This is a genomic window from Nocardia sp. NPDC019323 (assembly GCF_044389845.1).
GTDB lineage: Bacteria > Actinomycetota > Actinomycetes > Mycobacteriales > Mycobacteriaceae > Nocardia > Nocardia implantans.
Genome location: NZ_JBIRYN010000007.1, coordinates 255816 through 277807 on the forward strand (window position 1 = coordinate 255816; position 21992 = coordinate 277807).

At 66.3% G+C, this 21992-nt stretch carries 19 protein-coding genes; 6 read left to right on the forward strand and 13 right to left on the reverse strand.

The window, feature by feature from the left end; genetic code table 11:
* Positions 1 to 67: 67 nt before the first annotated feature.
* From ACH49X_RS25295 to ACH49X_RS25305, 3 genes are all read right to left on the reverse strand, one after another.
* Complete coding sequence (locus ACH49X_RS25295; RefSeq protein ID WP_357206402.1) at positions 68 to 1027, reverse strand: HNH endonuclease signature motif containing protein; 960 nt, start codon at positions 1025 to 1027, stop codon at positions 68 to 70.
* A 723-nt stretch (positions 1028 to 1750) separates the two neighbouring features.
* The gene (locus ACH49X_RS25300; protein ID WP_357206404.1) at positions 1751 to 2260 is read right to left on the reverse strand and encodes a nitroreductase family deazaflavin-dependent oxidoreductase; all 510 of its coding nucleotides are present in this window, start codon (positions 2258 to 2260) and stop codon (positions 1751 to 1753) included.
* Positions 2257 to 3456: an aromatic ring-hydroxylating dioxygenase subunit alpha gene (locus tag ACH49X_RS25305; RefSeq protein WP_357206406.1), complete on the reverse strand. Its 1200-nt coding sequence runs from the start codon at positions 3454 to 3456 to the stop codon at positions 2257 to 2259. Before ACH49X_RS25305 ends, ACH49X_RS25300 begins: the two co-directional genes overlap by 4 nt.
* Before the next feature lie 121 nt (positions 3457 to 3577).
* Between ACH49X_RS25305 and ACH49X_RS25310 the strand changes: the two genes are divergently transcribed.
* Complete coding sequence (locus ACH49X_RS25310; protein WP_195081556.1) at positions 3578 to 4207, forward strand: TetR/AcrR family transcriptional regulator; 630 nt, start codon at positions 3578 to 3580, stop codon at positions 4205 to 4207.
* A gap of 408 nt (positions 4208 to 4615) precedes the next feature.
* On the opposite strand, the gene ACH49X_RS25315 is transcribed toward ACH49X_RS25310, so the two are convergent.
* From ACH49X_RS25315 to ACH49X_RS25345, 7 genes are all read right to left on the reverse strand, one after another.
* Positions 4616 to 5557, reverse strand: coding sequence for a GlxA family transcriptional regulator (locus tag ACH49X_RS25315; RefSeq protein ID WP_195081555.1), 942 nt, complete (start codon positions 5555 to 5557; stop codon positions 4616 to 4618).
* Between the two features lie 9 nt (positions 5558 to 5566).
* Positions 5567 to 7363 carry an NAD(P)/FAD-dependent oxidoreductase gene (locus tag ACH49X_RS25320; RefSeq protein ID WP_357106193.1) on the reverse strand — a complete coding sequence of 599 codons (1797 nt, stop codon included), beginning with the start codon at positions 7361 to 7363 and terminating at the stop codon, positions 5567 to 5569.
* Between the two features lie 27 nt (positions 7364 to 7390).
* On the reverse strand, positions 7391 to 8194 hold the full coding sequence (locus tag ACH49X_RS25325) for a TauD/TfdA family dioxygenase (protein ID WP_357206408.1): 804 nt from the start codon (positions 8192 to 8194) through the stop codon (positions 7391 to 7393).
* A gap of 8 nt (positions 8195 to 8202) precedes the next feature.
* Positions 8203 to 9234, reverse strand: a complete 1032-nt coding sequence (locus ACH49X_RS25330; protein ID WP_357206410.1) for an isocyanide synthase family protein — start codon at positions 9232 to 9234, stop codon at positions 8203 to 8205.
* Positions 9235 to 9598: 364 nt separating this feature from the next.
* Positions 9599 to 10762, reverse strand: a complete 1164-nt coding sequence (locus ACH49X_RS25335; RefSeq protein ID WP_357206412.1) for an acyltransferase — start codon at positions 10760 to 10762, stop codon at positions 9599 to 9601.
* A gap of 5 nt (positions 10763 to 10767) precedes the next feature.
* Positions 10768 to 11946 carry an acyl-CoA dehydrogenase family protein gene (locus ACH49X_RS25340; protein WP_195081550.1) on the reverse strand — a complete coding sequence of 393 codons (1179 nt, stop codon included), beginning with the start codon at positions 11944 to 11946 and terminating at the stop codon, positions 10768 to 10770.
* Positions 11947 to 11956: 10 nt separating this feature from the next.
* Positions 11957 to 12772: an SDR family oxidoreductase gene (locus ACH49X_RS25345; RefSeq protein ID WP_357206413.1), complete on the reverse strand. Its 816-nt coding sequence runs from the start codon at positions 12770 to 12772 to the stop codon at positions 11957 to 11959.
* Between the two features lie 282 nt (positions 12773 to 13054).
* On the opposite strand from ACH49X_RS25345, the gene ACH49X_RS25350 reads away from it, so the two are divergent.
* Positions 13055 to 14344 (forward strand): cation:proton antiporter, encoded by a 1290-nt coding sequence (locus ACH49X_RS25350; protein ID WP_323124301.1) that lies wholly within the window; start codon positions 13055 to 13057, stop codon positions 14342 to 14344.
* A gap of 38 nt (positions 14345 to 14382) precedes the next feature.
* Positions 14383 to 15042: an HAD-IB family hydrolase gene (locus ACH49X_RS25355; RefSeq protein ID WP_357206415.1), complete on the forward strand. Its 660-nt coding sequence runs from the start codon at positions 14383 to 14385 to the stop codon at positions 15040 to 15042.
* 14 nt (positions 15043 to 15056) lie between these two features.
* Here ACH49X_RS25355 and ACH49X_RS25360 read toward each other — a convergent pair whose 3' ends face one another.
* The gene (locus ACH49X_RS25360) at positions 15057 to 16007 is read right to left on the reverse strand and encodes a GlxA family transcriptional regulator (RefSeq protein WP_195081547.1); all 951 of its coding nucleotides are present in this window, start codon (positions 16005 to 16007) and stop codon (positions 15057 to 15059) included.
* Positions 16008 to 16113: 106 nt separating this feature from the next.
* Between ACH49X_RS25360 and ACH49X_RS25365 the strand changes: the two genes are divergently transcribed.
* On the forward strand, positions 16114 to 17373 hold the full coding sequence (locus tag ACH49X_RS25365; protein WP_357206417.1) for a KasA/KasB family beta-ketoacyl-ACP synthase: 1260 nt from the start codon (positions 16114 to 16116) through the stop codon (positions 17371 to 17373).
* A 135-nt stretch (positions 17374 to 17508) separates the two neighbouring features.
* Here ACH49X_RS25365 and ctaD read toward each other — a convergent pair whose 3' ends face one another.
* Entirely contained in the window at positions 17509 to 19275 is a 1767-nt protein-coding gene (gene ctaD, locus ACH49X_RS25370; protein WP_323124300.1) for a cytochrome c oxidase subunit I, read from the reverse strand.
* 423 nt (positions 19276 to 19698) lie between these two features.
* Between ctaD and ACH49X_RS25375 the strand changes: the two genes are divergently transcribed.
* Positions 19699 to 20031: a hypothetical protein gene (locus tag ACH49X_RS25375; protein WP_195081545.1), complete on the forward strand. Its 333-nt coding sequence runs from the start codon at positions 19699 to 19701 to the stop codon at positions 20029 to 20031.
* 162 nt (positions 20032 to 20193) lie between these two features.
* Positions 20194 to 21357 carry an FAD-dependent monooxygenase gene (locus ACH49X_RS25380; RefSeq protein ID WP_357206419.1) on the forward strand — a complete coding sequence of 388 codons (1164 nt, stop codon included), beginning with the start codon at positions 20194 to 20196 and terminating at the stop codon, positions 21355 to 21357.
* A gap of 222 nt (positions 21358 to 21579) precedes the next feature.
* On the opposite strand, the gene ACH49X_RS25385 is transcribed toward ACH49X_RS25380, so the two are convergent.
* Positions 21580 to 21831 carry a WGxxGxxG family protein gene (locus ACH49X_RS25385; protein ID WP_195081543.1) on the reverse strand — a complete coding sequence of 84 codons (252 nt, stop codon included), beginning with the start codon at positions 21829 to 21831 and terminating at the stop codon, positions 21580 to 21582.
* Positions 21832 to 21992 lie beyond the last annotated feature (161 nt).

Genomic DNA, 21992 nt, shown 5'->3' on the forward strand with positions numbered 1-21992 from the left:
ACGACGAACTCAAAGTCCGCTGTGCGAACACCGGTAACACTAGGTGCAGGTCCGGCCTTCCTGGGCATCATCCACGATGTTCGGTCCAGTGCAGGGCGAACCAATCCCGTTGTTGGTTGTTGACCTTCACCGTGAGCGGCTGCCCGTGCAGGCTGCCGTAGGCCGGGTACCGGCGATGGTCAGCGGCGACGTCGATGACATCGTTTCCGTCGACGGCGATGATCCCGCGGTCGAACAGCGTATGCAGGTCACGGCGCAGCAATACCCCGCCATGCTCATGGTGCTTGCCGACCTTGGCGTAGCTGTAGAGGTGGCAAGCATCCAACGCAGCCTCCGGGAGCTCGCCGGTGAACGCGCACTTCGGCCCGAACTGTCCAAGCAGCATCGCCCGGAATTGCCGCTGACCGATCCGAACTCGGGTGGGTTTGGTTGCGTGTCCGTGCTGCAACTGCGCGGTGGTCGAGTCCATCGGCCGCAGGACCTCGTTACCGAGGCGGGCGTTGATCGCCCGGCGCGTGTCAGGCCAACGCAGCGGCCGAAAGCTATTCTGCGACTTCGGTTTCACGCACAGGCTTCGCAGTTCCGCAGCGGTGAATTCGCCGAGCAAGTCGATCCAGCCCTGCTCATGGCTGGATCGGTACGTCGTCAGCCCGTAGAGCTCTTCGTAGACCGGGTCATCGAACGTGTGCTTGCACTTCTGGCACCGGTAGATCGGCCGCATCGTCGCCCGCTCCTCGAAGTTGACACTGTTGCACTTGCGGCAGCGAGCGCGGCGCTTGTCCGCGGTACCGACAGTGATGTGGTCGATGACCGAAATACCGAGCGATTCTGTCTGGTTCCACATCAGGACGATGTCACCGACCGCGACTTTCGCGTGGTTCGGCACGGTGCTGTCCCAGCTGTAATGGCTCGCCGGGTTGTCGTCGTACTTCGCTGCGCCGCCCAGCCGGCGATATGTCGCCTTTGTCAGCACCAGCCACGCCCGACCGGACTGCCCATCCGAAGACGGCAGCGTGCCGCTAGTCAACTTGCGCCCCCTTGGGGTTAGAACACTCGGTACCCACTGCGCCGAGACGAACGCGAGTATGCCCGACGCTGCCGACATGAGCCCGAACGGTGTCCGGAGCCGAGGCCGTTCTTCGAGGTGACGAAGCGGGACCAGAACGGGACCACCCGCTGTGAACGATCGCAAACAACACGCTGGTCAATGCCAGCAACTGAACCGCCTTAAATCACTGTCTGCCAGCATCTTTGAGCCCCGGACCGACCTGGGGGTCAAGTGGTCGCAGGTTCAAATCCTGTCAGCCCGACAGACAAAACCCTTTCCGACCAGCGTCGGAAGGGGTTTTCTCGTTCCTCGGCATAGGGCCGGATTCGACCCGAGCCAGTCGAAATCTCATACTTTCGCCCTCGTCGCCGCGGGCCTAGCGTTCCAGGACGTCCCGATTGTCGGGAACGGTCTCCGGCACGTCGATGTAGGGGTCTCGGCCACCGCGTGAGTGTTGCCGAGCTGGCGGGCGGCGCGTTCGGGATCGCCGTAGGCGTGGTCGGCTGTGGTGGCCGCGCCTTTGCGGGACGTACACCGGAGCGGGAGCCGGGCGTGAAGCATCCCGCCCGCCCGCCGAAGCTCTCTCGACCGAGAGGCAGCCGAAACGATGGCTCGGTCGCGCTTCGCATCCAAGACTGGGGACCGGAGCGCCCTGCTGATTCCCCCTTTCGATGGCCGTCTCCTGCACCACGCGCCGGCCGACTACCGGGAAACGGTGCAATCCGGTTGGGGGTTGCGGCGGCGCAGGACGACGACGGGGATCTCGCGGTCGGTCCAGGACTGGTAGGTGGCGAAGTCGGCGTAGGTCTCGACCAGCAGCGGCCAGAGCCGGGCGCGTTGGGTCGGGTCGGCGACTGTGGCGTACACGGGGCGGCGCTCGCGGCCGATCTGGATGTGGGTGTCGGGGTGTGCGCGCAGGTTGTGGTACCACTGCGGGTGTTTCGGCAGCCCTCCCTGCGAGGCGACGACCACGATGTCGTCGCCGTCGGCACGGTAGAGCAGCGGGGTGACGTAGCCGGCGCCGCTGCGCCTGCCGCGGTGTTCGAGCAGCAGGGTGGGCACCGGCTTGCGGAAGCCGGCGCCGATACGCCAGCGGGAGCCGAGCCGCCCGCCGGTGCGGCGGTAGATCCACACCTGAGCTCGGCCCGCGTATTTGAAGATCTTCGGCAGTAACGGCGAGTCGAGTGCGGCGGGCCGGGGTGGGGTAGTCACGTGGTCTCCTCGTAGTCCAGGGCGACACCTAGTTCGGTGGCGAAGGTGCGAATCATGTGCTGGACGCCGATCTCGTTGCGGCCGATGATCATGTGGTCGTGCTGGCCCTGGCGCACGCCTTCGCCGCACTGCGGCAGCATGGCGAAGTCCTCGTCGCGCACGGCGGCGTGGACCTGGGCGTAGATGCCGTCGTAGACCTCGCGTTGCTCGTCGCTGGTAGCGGGGATCTTGGCCATCCAGCTGTGTCGCACGGTACAGCGAGTGGGCGCGCCGGCGGGCAGCATGTCCAGGATCTCGACGCCGACAGGGCTGTTGGCCAGTACCAGGTTCGGATAGATCCAGTAGATGACGCCCATGTTCATCAGCGGGTCCCAGGAGCCGGCGGGGTCGGTGTCCAGCGCGCGAATCCAGGTGAAGGGGAAGCCCATGCGGTGGTGGCGGCCGAAGGCGTCGTGGGTGGAGGTGTTGGCGACGGTGTTCTGCCCGATGACGCTCTGGCCGTGGACGAACGGGAAGTGGTAGCTCTCGGCGAAGGCTTCCAGCGCACCTTTCCAGCTGACTTCGGAGGTGAACTCGCGGTCGTCGTGATAGCCGTAGCTCGCATAGTCCAGCTGTGCCAATTCGGGACCCATGGTTCCGAGGTGATCGTCGACGTCGATGTCGCCGCCGGCGGTGAGGACCGCCCAGACGAACCCGTGGCGTTCCTGACTCGGCAGCTCGACCAGGCCGTAGTCGGCGCGGTTCATCCCGGTGAAGCCCTCCTTGCCGGGCACTCCAGCCAGCTCGCCGGTATTGCGATAAGTCCAGGCGTGGTACGGGCAGGTGAAGCGGGTCGCCTTGCCGGAGCCGCAGGCCGGTTGCGCGCCGCGGTGGCGGCAGTAGTTCAGCAGCACGTGCACGGTGCCCGACCGGTCACGTGTCACCAGCAGCGAGTCACCGAGCACGCTGCGCACCACGTAATCGTTCGGCTCGGGGATACGCGCCGAGGGGACGATCATCAGCGGGGTGCGGCGCAGGATCTGCGACTCCTCGACCTCGGTGATCTTCGGATCGCGGTAGTAGTGCAGCGGCACGCGCAGCGGATGTGCGGCCATGTCGGTGGTCCCGTCGAGTACCAGGCGCAGCGCGCGGCGGGTCAGCTTCTCGGTGAGCCCGGTCAGCCCGGTCGGGCAGGCGGGGCCGGTATGTGTCGTCATGAGACCAGACCATACACTCAACTCATATTGTATGGTCTAGATTCGGTGCGGGACCTCATTCACCGGGGCGCGGAACTCGCTAGGGTCGGTTCGACACGATCGCCTACTGGGAAGGGTCCGGATGCGCACACACGGCTGGTCGGGCACCGCTCCGGCCGACGACACCGAAGCCGTGGACCGCATCGTGGCCGCGGCACGCGCTGCCATCGAGCGCAGCGGCGACTTCACCATGACCGAAATCGCCCGGGACCTCGGTGTCACCCGCCAGACCGTCTACCGCTACTTCGCCAACGCCGACGCACTACTGACCGCGACCGCGCTGGCCGAGACCGGCCGGTTCCTCGACGTCCTCGCCGCACACCTCGACCATCTCACCGATCCCGCTGAGGCAGTGGTCGAAGGCATCGCCTACACGCTGGAAAGCCTGGCCACCGACCGCTACCTCGGCCTGCTGCTCACCCCGGGCCGAGCCGGCGCGTTCTCCCCCGGCGTCACCTCGGACACCGCGCTCAGCTTCGGCCGCGCCATCCTGGAACGCTTCGCCGTCGACTGGGCAGCGGCCGGCATCGATGACGCCCGCCTCGGCGAACTCGTCGAGCACATGCTGCGGATCGTGCAGTCCTTCGTCATCGACCCCGGCCGCCCGCCCCGCACCGGCGCCGCCCTGCGCGCCTACCTCACGACCTGGATCGCACCCGCCCTGCGCACCGATACAGCCCCTGCACAACCGGCATCGAGCCGAAGGACATAGCGGCGGCCCTCTACGCCGGACCGCACCTGCCGCAGCAGTTGGGCCGACCGACTGGACAGATCGAGATCAGATGAGCGGAGCACGCCTACGTTCGTGGTGGCGGAAATGATGGAGTAGTGCTTGCGCCACTCCTTCTTCCACCACGAGATCGGTTCAGCCACCTCGGCGAGGTCGCTCTCAGTCACGAGCCTGCCAAGTGCGTTCAAACCTTGGCGTTCACCATCAGATGCGGTGCAGCGCTGAGACGGGCATCGTTGTCGGGCTGATCTTGATATTCCCGCGAAGTGTGTATCAGACCCATTCCGACCAACGTCGGAAGGGCTTTCTCGTGGTGCCCAGGTGTTCTCGCCGCGGATTCGGTTTTGCGCGAATCCCCGGCGAGAACCGGATACCAGGCGGCGCGACCGGTCAGCGGAAGGCTCGCCGGTACGCCTGAGGCGTCACCCCCACGGTCTTGCGGAAGACTTTCCGGAATGCTGCCACCGAGGCGAATCCTGTTCGGTCGGTGATGCATTCCATTGTGAGGATGGTCGTCTCGAGCAGCACTTGGGCCTTGCGCACCCGGGCGGTCTGGAGCCACTCGTTCGGTGTCATCCGGACCTGCTCGTGGAAGCGCCGGATCAGCGTGCGTTTGCTGACTCCGGCGCGGTCCGCGAGATCCAGCACGGTGATCTTCTCACCGAGCATCGTTTCCGCCCACTCCAAAGTCGGATTGATGGACTTGCTGTCCGCCTCCGACCGTGGACGCTCCGCGATGAACTGCGCCTGACCCCCATCGCGGGTCAGTGGCATGACCGAGAGCCGAGCGGTAGCCGCCGCCACGGCGGTCCCGTAGTCCTTGCGCACCATATGGAGGCACAGATCGAGCCCGGCCGCGGCACCGGCCGAGGTGAGGATGCCCCCGTTGTCCACATACAGCACCGTGGGATCCACGCGGACCCGCGGATAGCTCCGCGACAGTTCGGTGGCGGCCATCCAATGCGTGGTCGCCCGCCGTCCGTCGAGCAATCCGACGGCGGCCAGGGTGAACGCCCCCAAGCAGATCGACGCCACCCTCGCCCCACGTGCGTGGGCCCGCACCAACGCCTTGCACAGCCGATCCGACGGCCGCGACCGGTAGCTCATCGCTCCCGGCACGACGATGGTCTCGGCCTTCTCCTCGAGATACTCGATGTCGCCGAGACAGGAGATTTCGAAGAACTTCGACGGGACGTCGGAGTTCACGCCGCAGACTTGGACCTCGTACGCCGCGGTTCCGTCCTCCTGCCGGGTCCGGCCGAAGATTTCCAGCGGAACCGCGAGATCGAACGGAATCACGTCGTCGACGGCCAGAACAGCCACTGACCTCATGCGTCGGACCTAGCCGACCCGCTGGTCCGCTTCCGGGCCGGCCACCACCAATCCGGCGCGAATCAAACGCTTCAAGGCTCGTCCCTGCAGCACCGTCAATCGGGGCGCCAGCTCCGACCACCTGGCGGGACCACGGTTCAGCGTTTCCCACAGCTGTTCACCCCCGTCCCGCTCCAGGCATCGCACCTCGACGTCCGGGTCGGCCGCGGAGTAGATCCGGTGGCAGGCGACGGTGTCGGCGAGCGGCGACGGCGCCGCGTCGCTGTTCGCGATGGGGTCGCGCCAGTAGCTGGCCAGCCCGTCGCGCGCCTCCTGCGGGATCTCGAACGGCGGCGACATCCCCTTGAAGCCCGGGATGTCCGCTGCCACACCTGCGCGGATGCGCGCGTCCGCCGACAACGTCACGATGTCGTCGGCCGCGAGCTCGACCGCGTCGGCGGCGGTGAAGGCCCGCAGGTAGGGCCCCTCGGTGGCGAGGTCACGCGGGTCGCGGGAGCCCTTGGTCATGATGTTCAGCAGGTCGGGCACCAGCGCGGTGTTCAGCAGCGCCTGGAACGTTCCCTCGGTGGCGTTGTCGACCTCCACCCGCCTGCCTTCCGCGCTCCAGTAGGGGCTGTCCGGATGCGAGCGCGAGATCTCGTGATACCACTGGTCGATGCTCAGTGCCCAGGTCTGCGCCATGCCGCGCCACTCGACGTCGTAGTCGCGCCAGAGGTCTTCCTTCGATCGCTCGTCCAGGTCCTCGTCGAACGTCTTGCGCAGGACCAACGCGGCCGCCCAGGCTTGCGTGACGGCGAAGGACATCCCGGAGGAGAACAGCGGATCGACGAAGTACGACGCGTCACCGACCGCCATCCACCGGTCCTGGTACGAGCCGAAGCATTCGCTCACCCGGGAATAGTTGGTGGCCGTCAGCATCTCGGCACGAATCGGCTCCGCGTTCGCCACCAGATCCTGCAGCACCGGGATCGATTTGATCGTCTTCAGGAAGATGTCCGGATCACGCAGATCCACGCGGGCGATCGACTCCGGGTTGGTGACGATGCCGATGGACCACACGGTTTCCCGGACGCCGTCGACCAACCGAGGCGTCGGGATGTACCACACCCATCCGTGCTCGAAGGCCACCGCGTAGATGGGGGACAGATCGTCGGCGCGGAAGACGTTCCAGTCGCCCTCCGCCCGCTGTGCTGGCACGCAGTTGCGGTAGTGCGACCAGACGGCCACGTTGCGGTATTCCGACAGCCATTGCTTGTCGCGCTGGGAACCACGGGCGGCCACTTGATTCGCCCGGCCGGACGCGTCGACGAAATAGCCTGCCGCGATTTCGGTTCCGTCTTCCAGCACCACCGTGGCCTTGCCGTCGCCGGGGAGGAACCGCATGACCCGCACGCCCTGGAAGACGTGGGCGCCGCAGGCTTCGGCGTGCTCGAGCAGCACCGTGTCGAATTCGGCGCGATTGACGTGCACCGACCATCGGTGGACGCCGTCGACCAGGTAGTCGGCGTGCTCGAAGAAGCCGACGAACGGCCGGTCGGTGTCCCACTGGTAGATTCCGCCGAATTTCTGGATCCAGCACTCGCTCGCGAGCACCTTCTCCAGCGCGCCGCTGGCTTGCAGAACGGGCACCAGGGGGTGGGCACCCGATTCGCCGATGTGCTCCCGCGGGAACACCTCGCGATCGAAGATCGCCACACGCAGATCGGTGTCGCGGCAGAGCATCGCGGCGAGCGTGGACCCGGCGGGACCACCGCCCATGATCACCACGTCGTACTCGTCCGCCGGTCTGGAGATTGGGTTAGCCATTGACATTCCTCTCTGATGGCCGATTGCTCAGATGATCTGGATGCGCTGCAGATGCCGGGAGACCGAGCCGGTGAACGCATTCCTGCCGTGCAGCAGAGCGTGGTTCTCGGCCACCACGATGTCGCCGGTCCGCCACTCGTGGGCGTAGCAGTAGCGAGGGTCGTGCAGCCGCTCGCGCAAGTCCTCCATGACCCGGACGCCGTCCTCGGCCGAGATGCCGTCCACGGTCAAGAACAGCGGATTGGCGTAGCGGGCGGGGTCGAGTGGTTCGGCATATCTGATCGTCGTCTCGCCGGTCGCCGGATGGGTGCCGAGCAGCGGCCATTCGGCCAGTCCGCCGTAGTGGGCCAGCTTGTCGGTGCGGTAGGTGATCGTGGTTCGCGCCCACAGCTGCCTCAGGTCTTCCGGCGCGTCCCGATAGGCCTGGACGCTGTCGCAGAACACGGTCTCGCCGCCGGCGCCCTCTCCTCGTACGCATTGGAACAGGAAGAACCGCGGCACACGCTCGGCGAACGCACCGTCCCAGTGGAACGGGACGTCGCCTTTGTCGAACAGGTAGTTCTCGGCAGTGTCCCGGACCACCAGATCGAGGATGGAACCGAAGTTCCACTGCAGGATCTCTCCCGCCGCGCGGCAGTAGGTTTCCAGTTCCGTCTTGCCGAGCAGCCCGAATCCGCGCAATACGACCACTTTCGCCTGGAGCGTGAGTGCGAGCAGCTCCTCGATCGGCACGTCGGCGAGGGTGCGTCCCGCCGTATCGGACGCCACCAGCCGGCCGAAGGGCCGCAGCGGCTCACTGTCCAGCAGGACCTTGTTCACGCTTTTCGTCATGGGTCTCCTCACCCTCGCTGTGTTTCGGTCACGGGCGTGGTTCCGAGGACGAAATGGCTGGGGCGGCTGTTGCGCCACACCACGCGCGCCCCCAGTTCCTCGGCATGCATTCGCTTGACCAGCGTGTAATTCGTTCCGTCGTCGAGCACCACGCCGTGCCACGGCGTCAGCCAGCTGTCCTGGGTGCGCAGCAGATGGAATCCGATCTTCTCCGAGTGGTTCGCCTGCGGATGGATCGACAGCCGCACCGCGTCCGGGAAGATCTCCGCCATCAGACTGCTCCACGCTTGACTGCGTTGCACCACTTCGTAAGCCGTCTCCTTCGACCGGTTCCGCCGCTGCGTCGCGGACAGCTCGGGCAGCAGCGCCGAGTTGTCCTCGACCATGAAGCGATGGATCCCGTTGAACATCCGCCGGGCCGCGGGATCGGTCCTGACCGCCTCGCGCAGCACGTCGATGCCGTCGGAGTACTCCTTCAGCAACCGCTGCCTGCGTTCGTCCCAGGTCATCTCGGGCATCGCGTCGCGCAGGCCGTACAGGCCGATGGAACCCCCGCCGGTCGACCGGATGATCCGGCGCAGCTCGTCGCCGTAGTCGTCGACGTGAGCGTCCGGGATTCCCAACGCATCACTGAAGACGTGACCGTCGGAACAGATCGTGACGATGGCGCCGGGCCGGTAGACGGCAGAGATCTGATCGCAGAACCCTTGCAGGGACTCGATCGCCAGCGTTTCCGCCATATCGGGCAAGCGTCCCAGCGTCTTGCGGCGGCTGCGTGACTTCGCCGGGAACGCGGGGATGATGAAGTGGACCGGCACGCGGGCCTCGAGGTATCGGATCACCTTGGCCAGGTGCGGTGCGAAACAGTCCGCACACGGGGCCAGGTCGCACAGGGACTTCGATTCGGCACTGCGCCGGCGGGCGAAGACGATGCGAAGTATCTGCGTGGCAACGGATCCGACGTCGTCGCCGGGTCTGTGTAGTCGTGGTCGCCCGAGCTCCTGGACGCGCTCGGAGCCGTTGTCGACAGTCGTGCTCATTACTACCTTCCGGACACACCAACGAGCGCACGCAACGGACCACACGGCGACAATTCCGCCATCAGCGCGAATCGAGCCGTCGGTAGTTGCCTGCGATCAGAACGTCGTAGTGGGAAAGTGATTCAGACGCCGGATCAATATCCGGGATCGGCGAGCCCCGATGCTCACAGCCGAATCCGAATCACGTGGCCCATTCGATGAAACACCCCCCGTATTCACAATCTAAACTGTGGTTTATAACACCATCAGGATACCGCCGCCACGACGGCAGGGCAACCACATTGCCAGGCATGGGGATACAAATGAATTCGGAGGCCCGCGGCAACGCCACGGACCTCCGAACAGGAATTTCGATCTCCGTCGATCATGTGCTCCGGAGCGGCTGGCCGGCCATCCTTTCTGCGGCGACCGCAGGCCGTTTCGGCCGGGCAAAGCGGCGCATCGCCGGAGATTCCACGAAAGTGAACAACAACCACGCGGCGAAAATATTCAGGCAGAACAGGGCGATGATCAACAACACCGCGACCGGAGCACTGAACGTGGCGGCGTTCATCAGCCGGCGGACATAGAACAGCGTCACGCCTTGACAGATATAGAAGGCGAACGAGATCTCGCCGAGCCGCACGGCGAGCCGGCTGGACAGGAATTTCGAGGTGCCGTCGAGGTCCGACTGCGCCGCCGACGCGATCAGCAGCGCGAGCGGAACAGCGGTTGCCAGGATGAAGCCGATGTAGAACGGCGTGTACGTCGCCACCGCGTACCCCACGCCGACCGCGGCCACGGCCGCCCACAACGGAATCCGTATCCACCGGCCCTCCGCCACTATTCGCGCCATGAACACCCCGAGAAAGAATTCGAAAAGACGCGTCGGCGGGAAGAGATATCCGAACCATAGCTGCAGCACGGGTATCGGCGTGAGTTCCGATTTCTCGGAACCGGGGACGACGAATACGGTCAGCAGCACGATCACGCCCATGCCGGCCACCATCGCCGCGGCTCCGTACCACAGATACTTTCCGTCGATGCGCAGCACCAGCGGAATCAGGAACGGAAACAGAACATAGAAGAGCAGCTCACAAGACAATGTCCACGACGGCGTGTTGACCCCTGCATTGATATAGTTCTGCGGGAACCAGGCGTGCAGCAGGAAGAAATTCGGCAGCCATGCCTTCCACGGCGTGATCGCCGCCGCGAACAGCACCATCGACGCCAGCCACAGCGTCAGGTGGTTGGGGAATATCTTCACCACGCGTCGCCGGATGAACTGCAGTCTGCTCGATCCCGGCTTCCACGACCAGGTCAGCACGAAGCCGCTCAGGATGAAGAAGAACGAGACCCCGAGAAATCCGGCTTTGCCGACCACCCACGCCGCATCGTAGGCGATATCCGGGTCGGCGAAGAGATTCACCGGCTTGTAGGGCGGAATCGGCGAGTTGGGCAGCATCACATGGAAGACGAAGACCGAGAACGCCGCGAAGAACCGCAGCCCGGTCAGCGACGGCAGCCGTTTACGAGTGTCGATTTCCATCGCGATCAACCCAGGCCGACGACGAAGGGGAATTCCGGCCTGCCGCCGAGGACGAAGGCGCCGGTGGACTGGATCACCTGGTCGTGCGCGATGATGTGCCGGGCCATGGTGTTCGTGTCCCGCAACCAGATGTCGAGCGGATTCGGCCGGTAGATCGAATCGGTGCCGACGAGTTCGCACAACCGAGTGACGATCCGTTGCGCGGCACGGAAGGCGTTCGTTCTGGCCAGCGCGGTCGCGATCCGCAGATCGGTGGGCAGGTCGGCGAACCGCTTGCCCTCCAGCGCGTCCCACAGTTGCGCCACGGTGTTGACGACGGCGCCGCGCGCGACGATGTACTCCATCTCGCACTCGCCGAGCAGGTACTGGGCCCGGTAGTTGTCGGCCCACTTCTGTCCGGTCGCGGTCACGATCTTCCCGTCCGCGAGGCCGCGCACGTAATCCAGTGCCGCACGGGCGGTTCCCAGTGGCACACCCGGCATGATCCGGGCCAGGGCCTCCGGCTCGGACAGCCTCCCGCGACAGCTCTTGCGTTCGCTGAACGCGAAGGAATGGCGGTCGGGAACGAACAGGTTCTCGACCGCGTAATCGTTGCTGCCGCTGCCGCGCAGGCCCGTGGTGTCCCAGGTGTCGAACACGGCGACCTGGTCGCGGCGCATGAAGAACAGCCGGACGAGCGGCCCACCTTCCGCGGTCTCCTCCATGCGGCCACCCGAGGTCACGAACGCACCGCCGATGACCAGATCGGCGTGCGTGATCGCGCTGCCGAACTTCCACCGTCCGGTCAACCGGTATCCGCCCGCGACCCGTTCGGCGCGGCCGGCCGGGAAGATCAGTCCCGCGGTGATCAGATCCTGCGTCGGCATCAGCTCGGCGACGGCCTGCTCGTCGAGATATCCGGCGTAGATTCCGGTGGCGGCGCCGATCATGGCGCACCAGCCGGTCGCGGTGTCCCCGTAGGACAGCGCCTCGACGACTTCCAATTGCTCGAGCGAAGTCAAGCCGGGGCCGCCGATCTCCGCGCTGAAACACATGCGGTAGACGCCGATGTCGCGAAGCCGCTCGACGATGTCCATCGGGAGCTTGCGCTCGGCATCGATCTCGCTGCGACGCGCCGCCAGGTCGGGGGTCAGCGAACGCACCGCGCTCAGCAGGGAGGTCGCCGAAATTGTTGCTGCAGTCATGGTCCGATTCCTAGGTCAGAGAGGGTGCGTGCGATGGCGGCCGCTCGCGCAGCAGAAGCTCGATCGCCGAAGTGGTCTGCTCGGGGCCGAGGGCGGAGTAGCCGCCGTCCACGGTCCACTCGGCGCCGGTCACGAAGCTCGCCTTGTCCGAAGCGAGGAAGGCGGCCACTTCGCCGATCTCGCGCGCGTCGCCCGCCCGGCCCAGCATGTGGAACCGCGACGCCACCGCGTCGGTCCGGGCCCGGTCGCCCTCGGTGAGCTCGTTCATCACGCGAGACCAGGTCCAGCCCGGTGAGACGCTGTTCACCCGGATCCCGTCGGCCGCGTATTCCAAGGCGAGACTGCGGGTCAGCTGCAGCAACGCGGCTTTGCTGACCGGGTATCGAATCCGGCCTGCCTGCGCGATGCGTCCGCTGGGCGAGGTGAAGGTGACGATGGACCCCGACGTGTCCCGCAATGCGCCGCGCGCCTGCGCGCACAACATCGCCGTGCCCGCGACATTGGTGTTCAGCACCTCCAGCCATTCGGCCCGCGCGTCCGGACCCGGCCCGTCGTCACCGTAGACGCACGCGATGTTGACCAGCGTGTCGATGCGTCCGTGCCGGTCGATCGCGGCGGCGACGAACGACCTGACCGACGGGTCGCTGCGCAGGTCGAGGGGGAGGAAGAAGGCGCGGTCGCCGATCGCCGCGGCCGCCTTTTGTCCCCCGTCCGTATCGATATCTCCCAGCACGACATTCGCGGAATATTCGGCGAAGACCCGGGCTACTTCGGCGCCGATGATGGTCGCCGCACCGGTTACGAGTACTGTCTTACCTTCGAACAACGTCGACTCCCCTCGGCTGCGCCCTCCGACCGGCGCAAGCCATGAAGAGAAGTATTCCCGCCGAAAAGAACGACCAGCCAGTCCGATTCGCGACAGAGATGCACTCCTTTGCGCCAGCAGGCGCGCACGGTCACGGCGAGGGTGGCGTAGCTCACTGTCCACTCTCGCCGGCCGGTCGGGTGCGATATCGTCGCGGGGCAGGCAGTCCATGTTTCGGGGGTTCCGCGCTGCGATCGGTGCGATACGGAGATACCCCGTGCCAGTGTCGAATCCGCTTCCGCGATGTCCTCGGTGTCGAACGGAGTCGAGGCGTTGCCGAGCGACCAAATGATCTTTCTGCTGCTGGATCTCGTCCTGATCGTGGCCGCCGCGCGTCTGCTCGGCTGGCTGGCCGCGAGGTTGGGTCAACCGCCGGTGATCGGCGAGATCGTGGCGGGCATACTCGCGGGCCCCACGGTGCTGGGCGCGCACCTGTCGGAAACCGTCTTCCCGCACGACACGCGTTCGTATCTCACCGCGTTCGCGAACGTGGGCGTGATGATCTTCATGTTCTCGGCCGGCCTCGAGATGGATCTCCGGTCCGTCGCCGGACGGCGGCGATCGGTCACCGCGATCGCGCTGTCGGCCTACCTCACACCGTTCGCGCTCGGCTCCGCCATCGCGGTCTGGGCGCTGGCCCGCCACGACGGCGGCAACCGCCTCAATTTCGCGCTCTTCATCGGTTGCGCGCTCGCCGTCACGGCATTCCCGGTGCTGGCGCGCATCCTGCACGACCGCAAACTGCTCGGCACCCGGCTGGGCCAGTCCGCCATGACGTGCGCCGCACTCGACGACGTCCTCGCCTGGTGCGTCCTGGCGGTGGTCATCGGCGTCGCCCGACCCGGCCTCGGCCACCACTGGCGACTGCTGCTGTTCGTTCCGCTGGTCGTGGTCATGTGGTGGGCGGTACGTCCCGCCCTGGATCGCCTCGCGGGCGCGGGATCCGAGAAGAACCCCGCGAACATGGTCTTCATCGGGGTCTCCGGCGCTCTACTGCTCGGAGCGGCCACCGAATGGATCGGGTTGCATCTGATCTTCGGCGCGTTCCTGTTCGGCGTCGTCTTCCCCCGACGGTTGCGCGCGGCCGTGGACAACGGCGCGCAACTGCTCAGCAGCATCTTCCTGCCCGCGTTCTTCGTCGTCGCCGGCCTCCAAGTGAACCTGGGCGGACTCGACCGCGCCAGCATCACCGAGTTCGCCGCGATCATGTTCGCCGCACTCGCCGGCAAACTCGGCGGCACCTACCTGGCGGCTCGCCTGAGCCGCACCGGCCGGACCGAGGCCGCTGCCCTCGCCGCGCTGATGAACACCCGGGGCTTGACCGAACTGGTCATCCTCAACATCGGGCTCACGATCGGCGTCATCGACCAGCGGCTGTATTCGCTGCTGGTCATGATGGCGTTGATCACCACCGCGATGACGGCACCGCTTCTGAAACTCTTCGGTGTCCCGCGCGCCCTGCCCGACGGTGAGCGGAGAACCGGGGACGGACAGCGCACCGGTTCAGCCGTTCAGGCAGAGGCCGCGCCATGACCCACAAGGGGACTCGGGAATCCGCGGGGGCGAGTCCTGTGGGAACCGAAAACTGCTCGGTACCGGCGGCTTTCGTCGATGTCGACGAAACGTTGGTGCGTGATGTCACCTTCTTGTCGTTGTTCTCCTTCGACGCGCGGCGACGCGGGCGCGGCGCCGAGGCCGACGCCGTGCTCGAGGAGTTCCTGGCGCTTCGGGCGGCGGGAATGAGCCGCGGCGAATCCCATCGGTGGTTCTATCGGCACTGGGCCGGCCGCGACGTCGCCGACGTGCGGCAGGTCGGCCGTGCATGGTTCGCCTCCCGCTGCGCGGACCCGGCGTTCTTCAACATCGCGGTGCGACGGCGGCTGGCCGAGTTGTCTGACACCGGAACCCGGATCGTCCTGGTGTCGGGTTCGTTCACCCCGGCGTTGCGCCCGATCGCCGAGGTCGTCGGCGCGTCGTCGGTGCTGTGTACGACCTTGGCGACGGCCGCGGGGAGGTACACCGGCGAGGTCGTCGCGACGATGGTCGGCGCCGACAAGTCCGCGGCCTTGCTGCGGTACGCCGAGGAAGCGGCCATCGGTCTGTCGTCTTGCGCGGCGTTCGGCGACCACCACTCCGACACCGCGATGTTCGAACTGGTCGGTCATCCTGTCGTCGTCGGCGACGCCGATCCGCGCCTGCACGGCTACCCGGCGCAGCGGCTGCCCGGCTAGACCGGCGGCGCCCGTCAGTCGCGGATCGCGAACGTGCGTCGGTACTGCCCCGGACTGACTCCCAGATAGCGCTTGAACACCGCCCGGGTATTGGCCGGGTTGCCCAGTCCGACGCGGTAGCCGATCTGGTCGATGGGCAGTTCCGTCGTCTCCAGCAGCTCCCGCGCCTGGTTCAGGCGCGCGCTGGTGATCCAGACGTGCGTCGAGGTTCCGGTCTCTTCCCGGAATCGGCGGATGAAGCTGCGGCGCGAGAGATTCGACCGCCTGGCCAGGTCCTCGAGCGAATGCCTCCGGTCGAGGTTCGCCAGGATCCACGCGCGCGTCTCGGAGAGCACGCCCGCGGAGGTCTGCTTGGGGAACTGCCGGGTGTACTGCGCTTGACCGCCCTCACGGACCGGTGGCGCCACCAGGTCACGGGCACGTTCGTTGGCGGCGGCCGCGCCGATGTCCTTGCGCACCACGTGCAGGCAGAGGTCGATCCCGCTGGTCACGCCCGCGGAGGTCAGCACGTCGCCGTCGTCGACGAACAGGCGATCGGCATGGACCTCGATGTCGGGATACCGGCTCTGCAGCAGCGGGGCGGCCCGCCAATGCGTCGTCGCGGGCCGGTGGGCCAGCAGCCCGGCGGCGGCCAGAGCGAACGCGCCGGTACAGATCGACAGCATCCGCGCGCCTCGGCCGTGGGCATCGCGAAGCGCGCGCAGCACCGGCTCCTGCGGCGGTGTCGCGTAGGAGGCGTAACCGGGCACCACCACCGTTTCCGCGTGCCGCAGAGCCTCCAGCCCGGCCACCGCCACACAGGACAACCCCGGCACCGACGTCGGCGCCGTCGGCGAGACCGCGCACACCTCGAGCCGGTAATTGGGGTCGGAACCGAACACGTCGATCGGGATCGCGGCATCCAGAACGACTACTTCGTCGGGGATGACCACGGTCACCCGGCGCGCGCCCCCATCCGATTCCATGGCCCGATCGTAGCGGTGATCGGCACTCGGGCTACTACCCCAGGCTTCCGGCGTGCACATAGCCTCGCTGGAGCAGCCGAGCCGACAAGCCGAAAGAAGGAGTTCGATGTCCGATTTGACGGACTTCTCCACCAGCAACGGAGGGTTCCGGGGTGTGGTCGTGACCGCTGTCGAGATGTCGACCGCGGTCGGCGCCGACACCGACGCGACATGGAAAGGACTGCTCGCCGGGGAGACCGGGATCGCCAAGGTCAAGGACCCCGAGTTCGAGCGCTTTCAAATCCCCGTGGACATCGGCGGCCAGTTCAAGCTCGATCCGACCGACGAACTCAGCCGAGTCCAGAAGCGGCGCATGTCCTACGTCCAACAGGTCGCCTACGTCATGGGTAACCGGATCTGGGACACCGCAGGCCGTCCTGAGGTCGATCCCGACCGGCTCGGCGTCTGCATCGGCACCGGCCTCGGCGGCGCCGACACGATCATCGAGTCCAATGATCAGATGCAGAACGCCGGCTACCGCAAGGTGTCTCCTTTCGCGGTGCCCATGGCCATGCCCAACGGCGCCGCCGCGGTGGTCGGGTTGGAACTCGGCGCGCGCGCCAGCGTGGTCACGCCCGTCTCGGCGTGCGCGTCGGGATGCGAGGCGCTGGTGCACGCGTGGCGCTCGATCATCTTGGGCGAGGCCGACATGGTGGTGGCGGGCGGGGTGGAAGGCCGCATCAACCCGCTGGCGGTGGCCGGATTCGCGATGATGCGGGCATTGAGCACACGCATCGATGAGCCGGAGCGCGCCTCCCGTCCGTTCGACCGGGATCGCGACGGGTTCGTCTTCGGCGAAGCCGCCGCGCTGTTCGTACTCGAATCCGAAGACCACGCCCGCGCCCGCGGCGCGACACCACTGGCACGGCTGATGGGCGCGGGCCTGACCGCCGACGGCTACCACATGGTCCTCCCCCACCCGGATGGTGCGGGCAACATCCGGGCGATGCGCCGCGCGATCGAAACCGCGGGCGTGAGCCCCACCGACATCGACCACGTCAACGCCCACGCGACATCCACCTCGTTCGGCGACCTGGCCGAAGCAAGAGGGATCCGCGCGGCGGTGGGCGACCATCCCTCGGTCTACGCACCCAAATCCGCGCTGGGACACTCCGTCGGCGCGGTCGGCGCGGTGGAAGCAGCTTTGACCGTGCTCAGCGTGCGCGACGGGGTGGTGCCGCCCACCCTCAACCTCGACAACCAGGATCCCGAGATCGACCTCGACATCGTCCACGGCAGCGCACGCACCCAGAACATCGAGTACGCGCTGAACAACTCCTACGGATTCGGCGGCCACAACGCAGCCGTCGTCTTCGGCCGCTGCTGACCGAGAGCCGTCCCCGGCTCACACGTGGCGGGCGCGCCGGAATCCTCGTCGCCGGTTCGATCGCTTCCGGCGCTCAGACGAGCGCGCTTCCCGCGGCTACCTCCATCGGCGACGCGTGGGCACGCATTCCGAGCATCATCCTCCGGAGGGGGGTGTCGGCTCGGTGTCGGCTTGCTGGTCTGCTTTCGCGATCGCTACGGGTGTTCCATGTGTCGTGCGCCCCGCGTGGGCTTCGGCGCGCATGCGCGCGGACATGTGCGGGTAGTGCAGTTCGAAGGCCGGGCGTTCGGAGCGGATGCGGGGTAGTTCGTAGAAGTTGTGCCGCGGGGGCGGTGAGGTGGTCGCCCATTCCAGGGAGTTGCCTTGGCCCCAGGGATCGTCGACGGTCACCACCTCGCCGTAACGGGCACTTTTGAAGACGTTCCAGACGAACGTGATCATGGAGACGCCGAGCAGGAACGATCCGAGGGTGGAGATCGTGTTCAGCAGTGTGAACCCGTCGGTCGGGAGGTAGTCGGCATACCGGCGGGGCATGCCCTCGTTGCCGAGCCAGTGCTGGATCAAAAAGGTGGCGTGGAAGCCGATCAGGGTTGTCCAGAAGTGGATTTTCCCGAGTCTTTCGTCCAGGAAGCGTCCGATGAGCTTCGGGAACCAGAAGTAGATGCCGGCGAAGGTGGCGAACACGATGGTGCCGAACAGCACGTAGTGGAAATGGGCGACGACGAAATAGGTGTCGGTGACATGCCAGTCCAGTGGCGGGCTGGCGAGGATGACGCCGGACAGTCCGCCGAGCAGGAAGGTGACGATGAATCCGACGGAGAACAGCATCGGCGTCTCGAAGGTCAATTGACCTCGCCACATCGTGCCGATCCAGTTGAAGAACTTCACACCGGTGGGCACCGCGATCAAGAACGTCATCAACGAGAAGAACGGCAGCAGCACCGCGCCGGTGGCGTACATGTGGTGGGCCCATACCGCGACCGAAAGAGCTCCGATGGCGAGCGTGGCGTAGACCAGGGCGGTGTAGCCGAAGATGGGCTTGCGGCTGAACACCGGGATCACCTCGGTGACGATGCCGAAGAACGGCAGCGCGATGATGTAGACCTCGGGATGGCCGAAGAACCAGAACAGGTGCTGCCACAGGATCGAGCCGCCGGTCGCCGGGTCGTAGATGTGCCCGCCCAGATGCCGGTCATAGGCCACGGCCATCAGCGCGGCGGTGAGGATCGGGAAGGCCAGCAGCACGAGGATGCTGGTGACCAGGATGTTCCAGGTGAAGATGGGCATCCGGAACATCGTCATCCCCGGTGCGCGCAGGCAGATCACCGTGGTGGTCATGTTCACCGCGCCGAGGATGGTGCCCAGACCGGAGACGGCCAAGCCCATGATCCATAGGTCGGGGCCGGGGCCGGGCGAGTGCTCGGCCAGACTGAGCGGGGTGTAGGCGGTCCAGCCGAAGTCGGCGGCGCCGCCCGGGGTGAGGAATCCGGCGGTGGCGATCGTCGCGCCGAACAGATACAGCCAGTAGCTGAGGGCGTTGAGCCTCGGAAAGGCGACATCCGGCGCCCCTATCTGCAACGGCAGGATCGCGTTGGCGAAGCCGAACACCACAGGTGTCGCGTAGAACAGCAACATGATGGTGCCGTGCATGGTGAACAACTGGTTGTACTGCTCCGGCGAAAGGAATTGCAGGCCCGGCCTGGCGAGTTCGCCGCGCATCAGCAGTGCCATGAGACCGCCGATGAGGAAGAATCCGGTCGCCGAGGTCAGATAGAGGATCCCGAGCACTTTGGGATCGGTGGTGGTGACCATCTTCCACAGGAACGAGCCTTTCGGCCCGACTCGCGCGGGGTAAGGCCGTATCGCCTCGACAGGTGGGATCTCACGCGCAATCGCCGCCATCTTGCACCTTCTTCGTCGTTCGGGCGCCCGCGAAGTACCCGTGAAGCGAGAGCCGAAACCGGATGAATGACGGGTTGTCCGACAGCGCCGGCAACCCGGAACACGTTGGAATAAAGCCTGGGCTCGCGCCCGCAGAGCCGGACGCGACCACGCCGTCAACCAGCCTACTTCCATCGCGGCGTCCAACAGGTAGGTCTTCGGAATGTCGCCTTTAGGTACATATGTCAGATCAATTGCCAGCAGCCACGCCGCAGTGATGATCCCTATGCGACGCGCCTCGACCACTGGGCCCGTTCCGGAGTCCTCGGAGAGGGCAACGGTCGGAAATGCGGTGTAATTCTGAATTAGTTCCCGCGGTGGCTTATGGAGTTCCGCGAAGGCGCGTAGGATTCGAGCAGGTCGGGACTGTACCTGGAGCCCATCATGTTCGAGAGAAAGAATTCACACACGAAGTTCGCCCGGTTGGCGGCTGCCGCCGGTATAGCCGCTGTTGCCGCGATTCCGGTCGTCACAGCCGCGGCGCAAGCGCCCACCGCGCAGGCCACCACGCCCACGTCCGCAACCCAACTCGTCGACAACCCCGGCTGGGGCGGCGGGGGCTGGGGTGGCGGCGGTTGGGGCCGCGGGGGCTGGGGCTGGGGTGGCGGCGGCTGGGGTGGAGGGGGCTGGCGCGGCGGCGGCTGGGGTGGGGGCGGCTGGGGTAACGGCGGAGGCTGGTGGAACCCCTTCGGATGGGGAGGCTGGGGCAGCTTCTAGCGTTCCAGCGCCGGTGATCGAGCCCGGACACGCACAGCGTGCCGGGCTCGGCCACATCGAGTACATGTGACGCCAGGATCGACCGACCGGGCTGAAGCCGGTGACGAGATGAAGATCGTGTGTATCGGTGGGGGGCCGGCCGGGTTGTACTTCGCTATTTCGATGAAGCGGCGCGACCCGGCCCATGACATCACGGTGATAGATCGCGATCCCCCCGGGTCCACTTACGGCTGGGGCGTCGTGTATTGGGACGACCTGCTCGACATTTTGTATCGGAACGACCCCGACAGCGCTCAGGCGGTGCGTGCCGGGTCGGTCCTCTGGCGTGAACAGGCGATCCGGATACGCGACGACCAAACCGCATATTTCGGTGGCTACGGATTCAGCATGGGGCGCGCGGCATTGCTCGACGTCCTTTCCCGACGGGCGTGCGAGCTGGGCGTCGATGTCCAGCACGGGCGAGAGATCGACGATCTGTCCGGCTGTGAAGACGCCGATCTCGTTGTCGCCTCCGACGGCGCGAACAGCCGGATACGGCAGCTGGGTGGTCAACGTTTCGGTACCTCCGTCGCTTTCGGCGACAATCGATATATCTGGCTCGGTACCGACATGGTGTTCAGCCGATTCACTTTCGCCTTCGAACGCACCTCGGCCGGGTGGATCTGGTTCCATGCCTACCCGTCGGTTGCCGGGAAAATCAGCACCTGCATCGTCGAGTGTCAACCGCAGACTTGGCACGGACTCGGCTTCGATGCCCTGGACAACCTCGAGACCCTGCGTGTTCTGGAGAACATTTTCCGGCGCCCCCTCGACGGTCACTCGTTGATGAGCAAGACACGAGGCGAGTTCGCAAGGTGGAGCCGCTTTCCCGAGGTGACCAACAAGACCTGGTATCACGACAACGTGGTGCTGCTCGGCGACGCGGCGCACACGACGCACTTCACCATCGGTTCGGGCACCCGGTTGGCGATCCTGGACGCCGTCGTGCTCGCACAGAACCTGTACGAGCATGCCGAGGTCGCCGACGCGCTGGAGAACTACGACGCGCAGCGGCGCGCCGCGCTGCGCCCGATCCAGGCCGCCGCCCGTACGAGCATGGTCTGGTTCGAACACGCCGACCGGTATCTCGACCGCCACGCCGTGCGCTTCGCCTATGCGATGGCGGTTCGGCACGGGCTGCAAATGCCGTGGCGATATCAGCTACACCTGCTCACACAGGTACCCGCCGTGCGCAGGATCCGGCGTGGCATCGACTCCGGACAGCGCTGGTGGCGGGCGGCCCGGCGAGGGGAACTCGCGATGGCAAGGCCGCCGCTGCGCCGGTGAAGGCATTCGGCCGACCACGCCGGGCCGCCGGTTGTGCGCGTGCGACGCCAGGCCTCGCGCAGGAGCGACCAGATCCGAGATTCGTCCGGGTGAAAGACCGCTGCACACCGAGAAGGCGGCACGGTGGCCGAGGTCCGGCCGGATCGTCCGGCGTGCGCAGCTGGCGGCCGAACATTCGACAGAAAGGGCCCTGCCCATGACAGGGCCCGAGTCGAAAGCGGTTCAGGGCTGGCGGGGGCGTGCTCCGGTGGACGGAACATCGCGGTTTTCCTTGCGGCGAGCCAAGCCGGCCAAGCCCGCCAGGCCAAGCAGCCCTAGCAGGCCCCACAGACCGGTCTTGTCACTGTCTTTGTCCTCGTTATGCATGTCCTGGGCCAGCGTCACGGGCGCCGGGGCGGGGACCGCTTCGGCTACACCGACTCCGCTGAGGGTGAGGGTGAGCGCCGTCAAGGGGATCGCGATGAACTTGCGCATTTTGCATCACTCCTTCTCTCGGGGACCACGGGGCTGTACCCAGCGGAGAAGATGGAAAACGCGCAGGCCGACGGCGAGTCGAATCCCCCGCCGTCAGGGCATTGTTCCGGCACGAGTTTTAGTGGGCCGTCGATGGACACGGCATAGTTCGAGGACGCGGC